The 14,906-nt window shown below is 72.0% G+C and carries 14 protein-coding genes; 1 reads left to right on the top strand and 13 read right to left on the bottom strand.

The annotated features are described in order from the left end of the window. The 12 genes from AB0368_RS25695 to AB0368_RS25640 all read right to left on the bottom strand — a co-directional run bounded on the left by AB0368_RS25695 (nt 1) and on the right by AB0368_RS25640 (nt 13,776). On the bottom strand, nt 1-915 hold the full coding sequence (locus AB0368_RS25695; protein WP_366156509.1) for a glycosyltransferase family A protein: 915 nt from the start codon (nt 913-915) through the stop codon (nt 1-3). After that, nucleotides 908-2,584, bottom strand: coding sequence for a hypothetical protein (locus AB0368_RS25690; RefSeq protein ID WP_366156508.1), 1,677 nt, complete (start codon nt 2,582-2,584; stop codon nt 908-910). Before AB0368_RS25690 ends, AB0368_RS25695 begins: the two co-directional genes overlap by 8 nt. Before the next feature lie 106 nt (nt 2,585-2,690). Continuing rightward, complete coding sequence (locus AB0368_RS25685) at nt 2,691-4,619, bottom strand: delta-60 repeat domain-containing protein (RefSeq protein WP_366156681.1); 1,929 nt, start codon at nt 4,617-4,619, stop codon at nt 2,691-2,693. A 190-nt stretch (nt 4,620-4,809) separates the two neighbouring features. Further along, on the bottom strand, nt 4,810-5,751 hold the full coding sequence (locus AB0368_RS25680) for a glycosyltransferase (protein WP_366156507.1): 942 nt from the start codon (nt 5,749-5,751) through the stop codon (nt 4,810-4,812). Then, complete coding sequence (locus AB0368_RS25675) at nt 5,748-6,593, bottom strand: phosphatase PAP2 family protein (RefSeq protein WP_366156506.1); 846 nt, start codon at nt 6,591-6,593, stop codon at nt 5,748-5,750. Before AB0368_RS25675 ends, AB0368_RS25680 begins: the two co-directional genes overlap by 4 nt. Before the next feature lie 64 nt (nt 6,594-6,657). Beyond that, nucleotides 6,658-8,172: a sugar transferase gene (locus AB0368_RS25670; protein WP_366156505.1), complete on the bottom strand. Its 1,515-nt coding sequence runs from the start codon at nt 8,170-8,172 to the stop codon at nt 6,658-6,660. Between the two features lie 503 nt (nt 8,173-8,675). Further along, nucleotides 8,676-9,293, bottom strand: a complete 618-nt coding sequence (locus AB0368_RS25665; RefSeq protein ID WP_366156504.1) for a response regulator transcription factor — start codon at nt 9,291-9,293, stop codon at nt 8,676-8,678. Next, nucleotides 9,290-10,402, bottom strand: a complete 1,113-nt coding sequence (locus AB0368_RS25660; RefSeq protein ID WP_366156503.1) for a sensor histidine kinase — start codon at nt 10,400-10,402, stop codon at nt 9,290-9,292. The genes AB0368_RS25665 and AB0368_RS25660 overlap by 4 nt, the downstream gene beginning before the upstream one ends. Next, nucleotides 10,399-11,199, bottom strand: coding sequence for an ABC transporter permease (locus AB0368_RS25655; RefSeq protein WP_366156502.1), 801 nt, complete (start codon nt 11,197-11,199; stop codon nt 10,399-10,401). The genes AB0368_RS25660 and AB0368_RS25655 overlap by 4 nt, the downstream gene beginning before the upstream one ends. Continuing rightward, nucleotides 11,196-12,023, bottom strand: coding sequence for an ABC transporter ATP-binding protein (locus AB0368_RS25650; RefSeq protein ID WP_366156501.1), 828 nt, complete (start codon nt 12,021-12,023; stop codon nt 11,196-11,198). The genes AB0368_RS25655 and AB0368_RS25650 overlap by 4 nt, the downstream gene beginning before the upstream one ends. Nucleotides 12,024-12,103: 80 nt before the next feature. After that, on the bottom strand, nt 12,104-12,865 hold the full coding sequence (locus AB0368_RS25645) for an ABC transporter permease (protein ID WP_366156500.1): 762 nt from the start codon (nt 12,863-12,865) through the stop codon (nt 12,104-12,106). Beyond that, nucleotides 12,862-13,776: an ABC transporter ATP-binding protein gene (locus AB0368_RS25640; protein WP_366156499.1), complete on the bottom strand. Its 915-nt coding sequence runs from the start codon at nt 13,774-13,776 to the stop codon at nt 12,862-12,864. The genes AB0368_RS25645 and AB0368_RS25640 overlap by 4 nt, the downstream gene beginning before the upstream one ends. 191 nt (nt 13,777-13,967) lie before the next feature. Here AB0368_RS25640 and rnhA point away from each other — a divergent pair, with 191 nt between their 5' ends. Next, nucleotides 13,968-14,429, top strand: a complete 462-nt coding sequence (gene rnhA / locus AB0368_RS25635; RefSeq protein ID WP_366156498.1) for a ribonuclease HI — start codon at nt 13,968-13,970, stop codon at nt 14,427-14,429. 6 nt (nt 14,430-14,435) lie between these two features. On the opposite strand, the gene AB0368_RS25630 is transcribed toward rnhA, so the two are convergent. After that, a complete protein-coding gene (locus AB0368_RS25630) occupies nt 14,436-14,855 on the bottom strand; it encodes a MarR family transcriptional regulator (protein WP_366156497.1) in 420 nt (139 codons plus the stop codon). Nucleotides 14,856-14,906 lie beyond the last annotated feature (51 nt).

Here is a 14,906-nt window from a genome sequence, read left to right as displayed (position 1 = left end):
TCAGATCCCCCTGCCGCGCTTCTGCGCCATCCGCAGGACCCGCTCACCGGTCATCAGCCGCAGGATCACGGGTACGGTCACCAGCACGCGCTTCTCCCGCGGGTTGAGCCGGACCACCGCCGCCAGCTCCCGCACCGCCTCCGTCCGCCGGTTGCCGGAGGCGAGCGCGAACGCGATCTGCCCCCGGAGCCGGGCCAGGCCGGCGCGGCTCCGGCCCAGGTCCGGGTGCTTGGCGATGAGGTAGCGCTGGGCCTCGACGATGGTGGCCCACCGGCCGAAGTAGAACGAGCCGCCGTGCCAGTCGACGATGACGAGGGCCTGGCGCACGACCGCGATCGGCGTGTGCGCCGAGACGCGCAGCAGCCACTCGTAGTCCTCGCTGTAGCCGCCGGGGATCTGCTCGTCGACCTCGCCGGCCGCCTCCCAGGTGGTGCGGCGCACGAGCATGGTGCTGGAGTGCACCTCCATCACCCGGTCGGCGAGGAACTCCTCGTGCGTCACGGTGTCCCGGTCGAGCACCCGCTCCTTGTCGATGCCGGGACCGCGCAGCCGCAGGCCACAGCTGACCGCGCCGATCGCGGGGTCGGCGAGCAACTCCACCTGCCGCCGCAGCTTGGCCGGCAGCCAGATGTCGTCGTCGTCGCAGAAGGCGAGCAGGTCGCCGGTGGCCGCGTCGGCCCCGCTGTTGCGGCCGCCCGGCAGGCCCTGCCGGTGGGTGTTGTTGATCAGTTTGAGGGACCGGTCCGGCCCGGCCTCGATGTCGAGGTCCCGCACGTCGACGTGGTCGTAGACGACGATGCACTCGATCGCGCCGGGATAGTCCTGCTGGAGGATGCTGGCGACGGCGCGCTCGAGCAGGCCGGGGCGGTCCCGGGTGGCGACGATGACGCTGACGACGGGGTAGCTGTCAGGCACTACGGCCTCCTGTCAGGACGAACCCGACCGTCTGGGCGCCGGCGGACCGCAGCCGGTCCACCAGCCGGCCGAGCTCGGCGTTGCGGGTGCGGTCGCGCGCCACGACCAGGACGGCGACGCCGGTCTGCGCGGCTCGCACCCCCCGCTCGTCGGTGTCCGACGGCGGCGCGTCGACGACCACGACGCCGGTGTCCGGCTCCTCGCCGAGCGTGCAGAGCCGCACCACGCCGCCGCCGATGAGCACCACCAGCGGCGCGCGGCCGTCGGGATCGGCCTTGGACCGCACCGCCTGCGTGACGACGGGCGACGGAACGGCACGCCCGCTCGTCGTGTCCATGATCAGGGTGGCTTCGGGATCCTCGGAGGTGGCCTTCACCTCGGCGAGGCGCAGGGACGACCCCGGCATCCGGGTCACGCCGGGAGCGGCCACGGTGCCCCCGCCGGCCGGGCCGCGACCGGCGCCGCCGGCCGTGGCGGCGCCGTTGAGCCCCGCGCCGGAGGCCGGAACCGTCCTCGGCCGTGGCGGCGTACGTTTCTGTGCCGCGAAGAGGATGCGCTTCAGCTCCTCCTGGGCCTCCACCGGCGCGGCCATCGTGACGTCCTGGCCGGCCTCGGCCAGCGCGACCGCGAGGTTGCCGCTCACGGTCGTGCGGCCCTCGTCGTCGCGTACGGAGAGCACGACGAGCGAGCGGTCCGGGTGCCGGTCGATCCACTTGAGCACGGCGAGGGACACGTAGCGGGCGTCGGCCGCGGCGCCCGCCTCGTGGTGCCGGCCGGCGGCCCGGACCACGCCGAGCGCCGGCACCCCGATGATGTCGGCGGCCTGGTCGATGGAGCGGATGCGGCGGTCCAGCGCCTCACGGGCGTGCGCGAGGACCATGCCGAGGAGCAGGCCGCCGAGCACGGCGGCGGCCAGGTACAGCACCGCGGCGTCGTGGCTGGAGGGCACCGGCGCCCGGGCCGCGGCGGCGATCGAGCCGGGGGTCAGGTCGGCCGAGGCCACCTTCGCCCGGGCATTCGCGAGCTGGGCGATCTGGTCGTTGAGCGCGCTGACCTGGTCGAGCATGGCCTGGGTCCGCGGCGACACGGAGTCCGAATCCGACGACGAGTTCGACGGGAGTTCCTTCTGGGCGGACAGGCGCTGGGCGGTCACCGACTTGACGGTGTTGTCGTACGACAGGATCAGCGCGGCCCGCTGCTGCTTGTAGATGTCCTCACGGACCCGCAGGTAGGTCTCGGCGGCGGTGTTGGCGCCGGTGATCGCGCTGTCCTCGGTGTCGTCCGCGTACTGGAACCGCAGCACCTGACCGCCGGTGGGCACCTCGGTGGTGAGCGCTTCGCGGACGTCCTCGGGATCGCGGTTCAGGATGCGCGCGGTCGAGTCGATGACGTCGTTGCCGAGGGCGATGCCGTTCTCGGCGGTCATGTTGATGGCCCGGTCCGCGCCGCTGGAGGGCAGCGTGAACGGGTCGGTCACCACCGGCCGCAGCACGACGACCGTGGTGGCCCGGTAGGTGGCTGGGAAGAACAACAGGTAGGCGAGCACGGCGGTCGTGACGACCGCGGTGGCGGTCACCACGATGCGCCAGCGGCGCAACGGTATCCGTACGACGTCCGCAAAGCCGACGACCCGCTGCCGGCTCGCGGCGACGGAATCAGTCACGTCCATGTGTCGTCTCTCCCCGACGTCTGCAGTTGTGTTCCGGTTCTCCCGCGACACCCCCGGCCGGGCTGCGCTGCCCGGCCGGGGACGCCGACGCGTCCGACGTTCTCCGCTACGAGGTGGCGAAGAACAGCGTGGGGTTGTTCCAGGTTGCCGCCGCTGTGCCGGTCGCCACCACGGTCGCCGTGGAACCGTTGACCGCCGTGGCCGCGGCCGGGTCGAAGTCGACCGTGCGCAGCGATCCGTTCGTGGAACCATAGACGAGCTTCCCCGCCACCCAGGTAAGACCACGGACAGTACGCCAGTCAATACCCGACGTAGGCAACGTGAATGCGGTGCAGCCGATGACGGAACCGTCCGGCGTGAGATATCGATAGAAAAGCGAATTGCTGCTCGAGGTCGTGTAATACATACGACCCTGCAGGAAGAATGCGCCGGTCATGCTCGCCGCCGTGAACCACGAGTTGTAACCGCTGCCGACCCATGGCGCGCCGATCGTGCCCCCGGTCAGCGTGGAGACGTTCAGCACGCTTCCGCTCGGCGCCGAGGAATCCGTCTTCGCCCAATAGACCTTGTTGGACAGTGCGAAGGCCGCCTTGGCGTTGGTGAGCTGCGGCTGGCTGACCGTCGCCGGCGTCCCGAGCTCTCCCGCGCCGTACGCAACCTTGGTGACCTGGCCGTTGCCGGCGCCGAGGTAGAGGTAGCCCGACGCGGCCTGCGGGGCGTCCTGGACGCCGATGGTGCGCCCGCCGGACTTCGGGAAGTAGCCCATGCGCCCGTGGTACTCGTTGCCGAGACCGTCGGAGTCCTGCCCGATGAACAGGCCGGACGGCCCCTTCCAGATCTCCCACATGATCGGGCCCCAGTTGGTGCCGCCGGCCGGCAGCTGGCTGCCGGGCGAGCGGGTCGGGTTCCAGTTCAGCGGGACGCCGTTCTGCTGGTCCAGCGCGGCCATGCCGTACCGGCTGACGCCGCCGGCACCCTGGGCGTCGTTGCCGTTGGCGTTGTTCTGCCAGCGGAAGTGACCGCCCACGTAGACGATGCCGTCGGCCACCTCGAGCGAGGTCACCGAGTCGGTACCGGTGAAGTCCACCCAGGTCGCCTTGACGTTGGACCCACGGTCCGCGGTCTCCCAGCGCGCGGTGGCGTCGCAGTACGCGTCCCCGCGGCCCCCGTCAGCGATGATGACGAAGTAGTCACCGTCGTCGGAGAAATCGACGTCCCGCGCGTAGAACGGGAACGAGTCGCTGTAGCAGCCGGCGACGTAGCGGTCGGTGTTCCAGTCCGCGACAGTGGGCGTACCCACGGTGTCGATCATGACGACCTGGTTGCGCTTGGCGCCGTTCACGTCGGTGAAGTTGCCGACCGCCACGACCGTGTCGCCGTCCGGTGCGACCGCGAGGCCCCACACCAGCTCGGTCGAGTTCGGGTACGAGCGGGCACCGCTCGCGTCGACCTGGAAGCCCGGGTCGACGGCGCCGGTGGTGGCGTTGAGTCGCGCCAGCAGCGAGTGCTCGGTGCCGTTGACCCAGTGGAACGCGCCGGCGATGTAGAGCTGATTGCCGTGCACGATCGCGCGGCGGACCACGCCACCGTCGCCCCGGCCCGCCCAGCTGGTGACCGTGTCGCCGGTCGCCGGGTCGAGCTCGACCAGGTTCTTGCGGGCGACACCGTTCACGGTGCCGAAGCTGCCGCCGACGATCAGCTTGTTGTCGGGACTGACCGCCAGGGTCTGCACCGCGCCGTCGAGCGCCGGGGTGAAGCCGGTCCTGATCGCACCGGTGCTGACGTCGTATGCGATGAGGTTGGCGGCGGGCGACCAGGCGGTGGCGCCGGCCGCCTTGACGCCGGAGAACGACCCGCCCGCGTAGACCGTGTTACCGATCTGCGCGAACGCGCGCATGCTGCCGTTCTGGGCGTGCGGCGTGTTGTCCGCGGGGTTCGCCGTGACGATGGAGGCCGATTCGCTCGGCGGGACGAACACGGCGCTCGCCGGGATGGCGGTCAGAGCGACCGTCAGACTCGTCACCGCGGCCGGCACCAGGACTCTGGTGAGCGGCCGTGGCCGGAGTCGACGTTTCAAGGACACGAGCCCTCCTAATCGGAATTTCAGGGATTTGACGCAGCCTGGTGCGGTGCCGGGCGGTTCGCTATCGACCGTACGGACTACAGAAGACGCCCATCGGCCACCGCGTCGAGTGCACTGAGGACGGGCACCGGACTCCGGCGGTTCATGAGGGCGCCAGCCGGAACGGGGCGACACCGGGGGCGGCCCGCACCGACCATGCTGCGGCGGTTTCCAGGTCCGCGAGGGTGAGGTCCTCCACCTCGCGGGCCACGACGAGTTTCCTGCCTTCCAGTTCCCGAGCCATCTCGACCTGGTGGTCGTCGACGTGCTCTCCGTGGACTCTGCGCCGCGGTACGTAGACCGCGCGCTTGCCGGCCTGCATGGCCGCCAGCGCCGAGCCCACCCCGGCATGGGAGATGACGACGTCGGCCTCCGCCAGCGCCTGCCGCATCTCGGCGGCCGGCACCTGCCTGCGGGCGCCGGCGGGCATCCTATCGATGACCGTCGCACCGACCTGCCACAGGACGTCCCACTCGGGCGGCAGGAGCCCGATCAGGTGCGTGAGCAGGCGCGGGAACGTGTACCGCTGGTGGGTACCCAGGGTCACCACGACCTTGCAGATCGGCGAAAGCTCAGTACGGGCCTCGGCCTCGAAAGCGTCGAAGATGGACCCGCCGTACCGCCACGCGCCGCCCGCCCAGGCCGGATACTGCGTGTAGAGCCGCATGCGGGGCACCCGCGCGGCGAGCCGGCCGGTCAGCGACGGCCCGCCGGTGCGGGTGGCGCTCTCGATGTAGGAGCAGCGGACGCCGGACGCGGCGGCCGGCAGGAAGAACGCCATGGCCACGGCGGCGCCGGTGCTGATGACGTGCTCGAAGCGCTCCGCCTTGAACATGCGCCGGGCGATGACGAGGTCGCGCAGCACCCCGGGCACGTCCCGGCTGGTGGTGGGCGGGACGAACACGACGTCCTCGCCCTCGAGCAGGGAGCGGCTCTGCGGGCTGTCGAAGGTCACCCACCGGCGCGCGCCGATCCCGAGGCGGGGCCTCAGGTCGTGCAGCTCGGCCAGGTGGCCGCCGGTGGAGGCGACGAGCAGGGTCGTCACGCCGCCGGCACCGCCTTGGCGCGCCGGCTCCGCGCGGCCTCCGCGGCCGGGGCGGCCTCGGCCTCGCGGGGGTAACGGCCGGCGAGGATGCACACGGCGATCGCGTACCCCAGGAACAGGGCCGGGCCGAAGAAGATGCCGCTGATGACGTCGGTGAGCCAGTGCTTCTGCACGTAGAGCCGCGAGTAGCCCTCGTAGCAGGCCAGCACGAGCACGACCGTGCCCAGAACGACGTGCCAGCGCCGGCTCAGCTTCCAGGTGAGGGCGGCGAAGAGGGCGATCGCCCCGAAGGTCATGACGATCCGCGCGATCCCGCCCGAGGGGTACGACCCCAGCCCGGTCGGCGGGTGCCCGCGGTTCACCATGGCGGAGAGGATCGCCTGGACGTACTGCTCGAGCGGGAAGCTGAGCAGGATCGCGGTCAGCGGGATCCAGAACCGCTTGCGCCAGAGCACGGCGAACACCACCGCGCCGACCACCACGATCTTCTTCAGCGGATCACGGTCGCCCAGGGCGGTGTAGAACCAGTTGAAGTCCTCGAAGCCGGGGTGGCGGCGGTCGGTGACCCAGAGCAGGACCGGCCAGTCGACCGCGTCCTCGAGGCTGTGGGCGAACAGCCCGACCGGCCAGAAGACCGCGATGACGAGGGCAGCCCAGAACAGCAGGAAGACCAGGGCCGTCAGCGGCCGGCCGAGCGTGGTGACCAGCCCTGCGATGGCCTCCCTGGTCTTGCCCACCAGGCGGCCGCCGGCGAGCCTGCGGCCCGGCCCGTACGCGAGCAGCGGACCGGCCACGGCCGGCACGACGACCGCGAAGGCCGCCACGAAATACAGCACTACCACCGAACCGTCCCCATATTCCCGAGCGGTGTCCCGACCGCACGATTCCCTTGACCCCGCGGCGCGTCTAGTACGCGCCTGCGCCCCGCATGACGACCATCGCGGTCCGCATGAGAATGACCAGGTCGAAGGTGAGCGACCAGTTCTCCACGTACCGCAGGTCCAGCCGGATCGAGTCCTCCCAGGACAGATCCGACCGTCCGCTCACCTGCCACAACCCGGTCATCCCCGGCTTCACCATCAGCCGACGGCGCATGTCCTGCGGGTACTGCTCGACCTCGCTGGGCAGCGGCGGGCGCGGGCCCACCAGCGACATCTCGCCCAGCAGCACGTTGACCAGCTGCGGCAGCTCGTCGAGCGAGTACCGGCGCAGGTAGCGGCCGGTCCGGGTGACCCGCGGGTCGTCGCGGATCTTGAACAGCACCCCGGCGTGCTCGTTCTGCTCCCGCATCGCGGCGATCCGGGCCTCCGCGTCGGTGTGCATGGTCCGGAACTTGACCATCCGGAACAGCTCTCCCCCGCGGGCCACCCGGACCTGCCGGAAGAAAACGGGCCCGCCGGTATCCAGCTTGATGACCAGCGCGATCGCCAGGAAGACGGGGGCCAGCAGCACCAGCAGCAGCGCGGCGAACGAGACGTCGAAGACCGACTTGATCAGCCGCCGGCCGCCGGAGAGCCGGGGGTGCTCGATGTGCATCATCGGCAGCCCGTCGACCGGGCGCACCGTGATGCGGTCCCCCGCGGTGTCCACGAGCGACGACGAGACGATGAGGTCGATGTCGTCGCGCTCCAGCTCCCACGCGAGCCGGCGCAGCATCGCACCGTCGAGCTCCGGGCAGGACAGCACCATCACCGTGTCGGCACCGGCCGCCGCCGCCGAGTTGGCGGCCGCTCCCAGCGCCCCGAACACCGGCACGTCGACCGTCCGCGCCGCGTCGGCAAGCTGGCCGGCGGGCAGGCACGCGCCGATGACGTGCAGGCCGTGATGGCGGCGGCGGTGCAGCTGCCGGGTGATCTGCGCGACCGCCGGCGCGTGCCCGAGCACCAGCACCCGGTGCATGCAGGCGCCGCGGCGCCTGGCCCGGTGCAGGATCTTGCGCAGCACGAACCGCCCCGCCAGGGACAGCGCCGTGGTCAGCACCAGGGCGATGAGCAGGTAGCCGCGGGCCAGGTCGGCGTTGGCCACGTAGGACGCCAGCGCCATCGCCACGGTCAGGCGCACGCCGGCTCGGAGGACCCGTTGGTATTCCTCGCCGCCGACGAACAGGACCCGGCGCTCGTAGGCGTGCGTCAGCGCCAGCACGCCCACCCACACCGGCGGGACGAGCCCCGACAGGGCCAGATACCAGTCGGCGTAGGCCGCGCCCTGGAAGCGCAGCACGAAGGCGGCCAAGGTGGCCACCAGCGTCGCTCCGAAGTCGACCCCCAGGAGCAGCTTGACGTAGCGCGCCTCCCAGACCCAGCGGTCCGCGTGGCCACGCCCCCAGCCGCCGCCGAGATCCCCGTCGGCGACGTCCGGAGAATCTGCAATTTTGGGAATGTCCTGCGTATCGGCGTTTCCCGCCGTTCCCGTCGCTGTCACGACGCCTCTGCCTCCGGTGAGACCCCACGCCCACACGGCAATTCCGCGCACACCACTCTTTCCAGCCCCCCACACCCCTTGGCCCACGACAAACAAGCGCAAGGACGCCCGAGGGTGAACGCTAGACGAGGATCAGGTTAAAGCCGACCCCGCGTGTCGCAATCTTTACTCCGGCCTCCGCGGATTTTCGGATGTCGGTGCGGGCGGCATCCACCCTCAATTCGGGTGAACTCAGGTCCACATCGGACAAAGTATCAGCTGCACCGCGAGTAACGGAAGACTTGCCGCCCCAGCGGCCGTATGCCCGAATTTCACGCATTGGCGTCCGTGATTTGCCCAACCGGGTAATCTCCGGCGTCGCACGGTAACACGACCACCCCGCGGTGCGGTCACGGGGCAGCGGTGATCATCGATTCGTCCCATCTGTCCGTACTGGACAGACGGGCGGATCGGGAGGCACGCCCGTCGATCGGCGGCTTGACACCGCACCCCCGGGTGTGCCGTCAGATGATGCCGAGGGACATCGCCCTGGTCACGGCCGCCGTACGGTCGGCGACGTCGAGTTTCTGGAACGCGCGCAGCAGGTGCGTCTTCACCGTGGCCTCGGAGATGAAGAGCTCGCGGCCGATGTCCGCGTTGGTCAGACCGCGGGCGACCAGCCGCAGCACCTCCGCCTCGCGCTGCGACAGGCTCGGCGGCGCCGGGCTGCGGACCTGCCGGACCAGAGTGGAGGCGACGCTCGGCGCGAGCACGGTCTCACCCCGGGCGGCGGCCCGCACCGCGCCGGCCAGCTCCGCCGGCGACGCGTCCTTGAGCAGGTAGCCGCCGGCACCGGCCTCGATCGCGCGCAGGATGTCCCGGTCCGATTCGTACGTGGTCAGCACCATCACGCGTACGCCGGGAGCCTCGGCGAGGATCCGGGCCGTGGCCTCTACGCCGTCCCCGCCGGGCATGCGCAGGTCCATGAGCACGATGTCGGGGACGAGCTCGACCGCCTTCGCGACGCCCTCGATGCCCGAGGAGGCCTCACCCACCACCGTCAGATCAGGCTCGGCCTCCAGCATGCCGCGGAGCCCGTGCCGCACCACCGGGTGGTCGTCCACCAGCAGGATCCGGATCACGCCGGCACCTCCAGCTCGATCGTCGTACCGGTGCCCGGGACACTGCGCACCGCCAGCGTCCCGCCCACCTGGCCGGCGCGCGCCTGCATGCCCTCGAGCCCGAAACCGCGCGAGCGGCCGGGGGCGAAGCCGCAACCGTCGTCGCGCACCACCAGGCGCACGGACTCCTCACCGTACGCGAGCAGCACCCCCACCTCGTGGGCTCCCGCGTGCCGCCGTACGTTCGTCAGGGCCTCCTGGGCGGCCCGCAGCAGCACCACCTCGACCGCCGTCGGCAGCGGCCGTGGCTGCCCCGACGTGCGGAACGAGGCCGTCGCCCCGGTCTCCTCGGACATCCGCGCCGCCTGCCGGCGTACCGCATCCTGCAGGGACCCGGACCCCAGCGCGGACGGCGCGAGGGCCGCGACCAGGGCCCGCGACTCGGCCAGGTTCTCCCGGGCGGTACGCACGGCGAGCGCGAGCCGCTCGTCGGCGAGCGCCGGGTCCGCGGCCTGGAGCAGGGTGATGATGCTGGTGAAGCCCTGGGCCAGGGTGTCGTGGATCTCGCCGGCGAGCCGCGCCCGCTCGGCGGCCACCCCGGCCTCGTGGGACAGCCGAGCCACCTCCGCCCGGCTGTTCTCCAGCTCGGTGATGAGGTCGGCGCGTTCCTGGCTCTGCCGGATGACCCGGGTGATCCAGACGCCGAACAGGGACGAGAAGGCCGCCCCCATCACGAAGATCGGCCCGTCGTGGGCCAGGTGCCACCGGTCGTGATCGCCGCCGGCGACCCCGGTGACCACCGGCAGGGCGTTGGCGAGCACCACCGCGGCCAGTGCCCGGCGCAACGGCAGCACCAGGAAGACCACCGGGCAGATCGCGAAGAGCAGGTAGCTGACCGTGGAGTCGGCCAGCGTCCCGGCGGCGAAGACGGCGAGGGTGGCGGCGACGTACGCGACGCTCAGCCAGTCCTCCCGCCCGAGCCGGCGTCCCCACACCGCGTAGAGCAGGGCGACCACCGCGACGGCGGCGAGTGCGTACGGCCGGCCGGGCTGGTCCTGCGCCGCCACCGCAGCCGCCACCGCGGCCGCGACGACGGCGCAGAACACGTCCCAGAGGGACCGGTCACTCATGAGTCGCGGCGGTCGGTCCACCGGAACGTCGCCAGGCACAGCACCAATCCGATCACACACCAGGCACCCAGCACCAAGGCGGTCCGCCCCGGCTCCCAGGCACCGCCCGCCTCCAGCCCGGCCGCGGAGTCCGGCAGGAACACCGAGCGGAAGCCCTGCGCCATCCACTTGACCGGGAAGAACGACGCCACGGTGATCATCCAGCCGGGCAGCTGGGTGATCGGGTGGATGAAGACCCCGGAGACGAACTGGAGGGCGACCACGGGCACGTTGAGGACCGCTCCGGCCGTACGCGCGGAGCGCACCAGCGCACTCGCGGCGATGCCGAGCAGGCCGCAGGCGACGACGCTGAGCAGGAACATCCAGCCGAACGTGAGCCAGCGGCCGGCGTCCGACGGCAGCGGCACGTCGAAGATGAGCACCCCGACGGCCAGCAGCACGGCCACCTCGGCGGCGGCCAGCGCGCCGACGAGGATCAGCTTGCCGAGGAAGTACGCCGACGCGCTGACCGGTGTGCCCCGCAGCCGCTTGAGCGTCCCGTCCTCGCGGTCGGTTGCGATCCCCACACCCATCGTGATGAAGGCGGTCGACACGATCCCGTACGCGATCATGCTGGCGGAGAACACCCGGGCCGCGCTCACGCCGGGGTGGTCGTAGGAGTCGGCGAAGATCGTGCCGAAGAGCAGGAGCAACAGCGCCGGGAAGAAGAAGGTGAAGATCATGGCGGTGCGGTCGCGGACGAACTGCAGGATCTCCACGCCACCGCGTCGCCGGCCGATCGTGAGCGTACTGGTCATCGGTTCTCTCCGATCAGGCTGAGGTACGTGTCTTCGAGCGTCGGGCGGGTGACGGTGAGGGTGCTGAGATCGGCGCCCTCGGCCACGAGCCGCGTGACGAGAGCGGACGGATCGGCGGTGCGGGCCTCCTCGGACGCGCCCCACCGCACGACGGCCCCGGCGCCGGCCCGCCCGCCGAGCGTCGCGGGCGTCCCCTCGGCGACGACCACGCCGCCCACGACGACGGCGAGCCGGTCGGCCAGGGCCTCGGCCTCGTCCAGGTAGTGGGTGGTCAGCAGGATCGTGGTGCCCTCGCCGGCCAGCGCCCGGATCAGCTCCCAGAACCGGCGCCGCGCCTCGGGGTCGAACCCGGTCGTCGGCTCGTCCAGGAAGACGATCTCGGGGCGCCCGACGATCCCCAGCGCCACGTCCAGCCGCCGGCGCTGGCCGCCGGAGAGGGCGCCGACCCGGGCCCGCGCCCGGTCGCCGAGCCCGACCAGGTCGATGACCTCGGCGGGGCGGCGTGGATCCGGATAGAACCCGGCCACATGCCGGACGATCTCAGCGACGGTGAGGTCGGAGGCGTCGGAGGCCGACTGGAGCACGATGCCGATGCGGGCCCGCCAGCCCGGGGAGGGCCGCTGCGGGTCCTCGCCGAGGACGCGGACCTCGCCGCCGGTGCGGCGCCGGTGACCCTCGAGGATCTCCACGGTGGTGGTCTTGCCGGCGCCGTTCGGGCCGAGGAGGGCGAAGACCTCGCCCTCGGCGACGTCGAGGTCGACGCCCGCGACGGCGAGGTGGTCGCCATAGGTCTTGCGGAGCCCGCGTACGTGGATCGCTGTCATGGGAAAGAGCTTCGCGGGCGGGAGGGTGCCGGCGGGACGACCGGGCGAGGGTCAGCCGGTGTCCACCGATCGGTGGACGCCTACTCCCAGCGGAACGTGCGGGCGGCCGCGGTGAGGGCGACCGCGGCCCAGAGGGTGAGGCTCAGCCAGACGGCGCCGGGCACGGCCGAGCCGCCGGTCAGCGTGTCGCGCAGCGCTTCGGCGTGCGCGGCCAGGGGAAGCACGAAGTAGCCCGCCGTGCCGAGGTCCGGCGCGGCGAACATGATCCCACCGGCCGCCAGCATCAGCACGTAGATCAGGGTGGCCATGGCCGTCACCGTCTCCGGTCGCAGCAGGCTGGCGATGAGCAGGGCCAGCCCGCAGTACGCGGCGGTGGCCAGGACCGTCACGCCGATCGCCGGGAGGACCTGGGAAAGCTCCGGGCGCCATCCCGCGGCGACGCCGACCAGCGCCAGCGCCAGCACCTGGACGGCGACGAGGCACAGGACGGCCGCGGTCTTGGAGAAGAGCAGGCCGGGCCGGGTGAGCGGCGAGGCGCCGAGGCGCTTGAGCACGCCGTAGCTGCGCTCGTACCCGGTGGTGATGGCCTGTCCCGTGAACGCGGTGGACATGACGGTCAGCGCGAGGACGCCGGGGACGACGTAGCCCAGGCGGTCGTCGCCGGGCACGTTGGTCGCCTTCGTCAGCCCCGCGCCGAGCAGGACGAGCAGCGGTACGCCCATGGCCAGGACGACCGCCTCACCGCGCCGGGCGGTGAGGATCAGCTCCATCCGGACCTGCCGGCGCAGGATGGTCCGCATGGGGGCGCGGCCCGGGGCGGGGGCGAAGGTGCCGGTGCTCATCGGGTGACTCCCGCCGTCAGGGCCAGGTAGACGTCTTCCAGGGTGCGGCGCCGCGTGTTGACCGCGGTGACGTGGACGCCGGACTCGGCGAACCAGGCCAGCACCGCCGCGATCGACTCCGTGCCGAGGGCGCCCGCCACCGTGTACTCGCCCGGCGACTCCTCGGCGACCTTCGCGTCGAGGCGGGCGGCCAGGCCGGTGAGGGCGAGGCCGGGCTCCGCTCGTATCTGGAGGAGGTCGATGCCGGCCGCGGCCGTGAGCTCGGCCGGGGTGCCGGTGGCGGCCACCACGCCGCCGTCCATGATGACGACGTGATCGGCGAGGCTCTCCGCCTCGTCGAGCAGGTGGGTGGTGAGCAGCACGGTGACGCCGTCAGCGCGGAGGCTGTCGACGAGCTGCCAGGTGGTCTGCCGGGCGCCGACGTCCATGCCGGCGGTGGGCTCGTCGAGGAACACCAGCTCCGGCCGGCCCACCAGCGCCACCGCGAGGGACAGCCGCTGCTGCTCCCCGCCGGAGAGGCGACGGAAGGTGGTCTTGGCGAACTTCCGCAGGCCGAGGCGGTCGAGCAGCATGTCCACATCGAGCGGATGGGCCGCGTACGAGGCGAACAGCCGCAGGATCTCCCCCGCCGTGGCCCACGGGTAGAGGCCGCCGGACTGGAGCATGATCCCCAGCCGGGGCATGAGCGCGTCGTGGTCGGCGATCGGGTCGAGCCCCAGCACCCGGACGGAGCCGCCGTCCGGCCCGCGGAACCCCTCACACACCTGCAACAGGCTGGTCTTGCCCGCCCCGTTGTCGCCCAGCAGGGCCAGAATCGAGCCGCGCGGCACGGTCAGCGACACCCCGTCGACGGCGGTGACGGCGCCGTACCTGACGACGACGTCCTGCACTTCGACGGCGGCCTCGACCATGCCGAAACTGTACTGGCCGAGCCGCTGTGACCTGCGTCCTGCTACGCTCACCCTTCTGGGAGCGCTCCCAAGCGCCCCGGGATCGCGGGGGCAGGCCGTCGGCCCGGACCGGTTCCCCCCGGAGCCTGCATCGTCACGCAGGCGACCGGGCCGTCGCTGCCACCCCGCGGCGCCTGGGTAGGGTGCTGGCCATGACGGGCTCGGTGACCGCGGTGGAGATCTTCACGGACGGCGCCTGCGTGCCGAACCCCGGACCCGGCGGCTGGGGCGCCGTGCTGCGCTGGGGCACCGCCGAGAAGGACCTCTGCGGCGGCGAGGCCACCCCGACCACCAACAACCGGATGGAGCTCATGGCGCCGATCCGGGCCCTCGAAAGCCTGACCCGCGCGCCCCTCTCCGTCCTGCTCTACACCGACAGCATCTACGTGCGTGACGGCATCACGAAGTGGCTGCCCCGGTGGAAGGCGAACGGCTGGCAGACCTCGGCGAAGCAGCCGGTCAAGAACGTGGACCTCTGGCAGCGCCTCGAGGCCGCGGTACGCCGCCACGACGTGCAGTGGCACTGGGTGAAGGGCCACGCCGGGCACCCGGAGAACGAGCGGGCCGACCGTCTCGCCGCCCGGGGCCTGCAGGAGGCCTTGGCCGCCCGCTGACCACCGTCAGGGCGCGCCCGGGTCCAGGGCCTGGAGGATCTGCAGGAAGAGCCGCCTGTCCGCCGCCGGCAGGTCGCTCATCAGGCGGTCCTCCTCGGCGCGGATCGCCCCACGGACCGCGGCGTGCAGCTCGCGTCCCGCCGCGGTCAGGCGCAGCAGCCGGACGCGCCGGTCCGCCGGGTCAGGTTCGCGCTCGATCAGGCCCCGCTCCTGGAGGTCGTCGAGGTCCGCGATGATCCGCGTCTTGTCCGCGCCGATCGCCCGGGCCAGCGCCGCCTGGGTACGCATCGGCTCCTCCGCCAGCGCGCTCAGGACGATGTATCCCCACATCGACACCCCGTGCGCTTCCAGCACCGGGCGTTCGGCCGCCACGAGGGCACGCGAGAGCCGCACCATCATCGCGGCGAGGTCGGGGCGGTCGGGCACGGCGGGGACGATACCGCTTGACTTACCGTACGCGGAGGCAGATCGTAAGCT

It is taken from the genome of Actinoplanes sp. NPDC051475 (genome assembly GCF_040689425.1).
In the GTDB taxonomy this organism is placed as follows: domain Bacteria; phylum Actinomycetota; class Actinomycetes; order Mycobacteriales; family Micromonosporaceae; genus Actinoplanes.
This window is presented reverse-complemented; position numbering and strand designations above follow the sequence as displayed.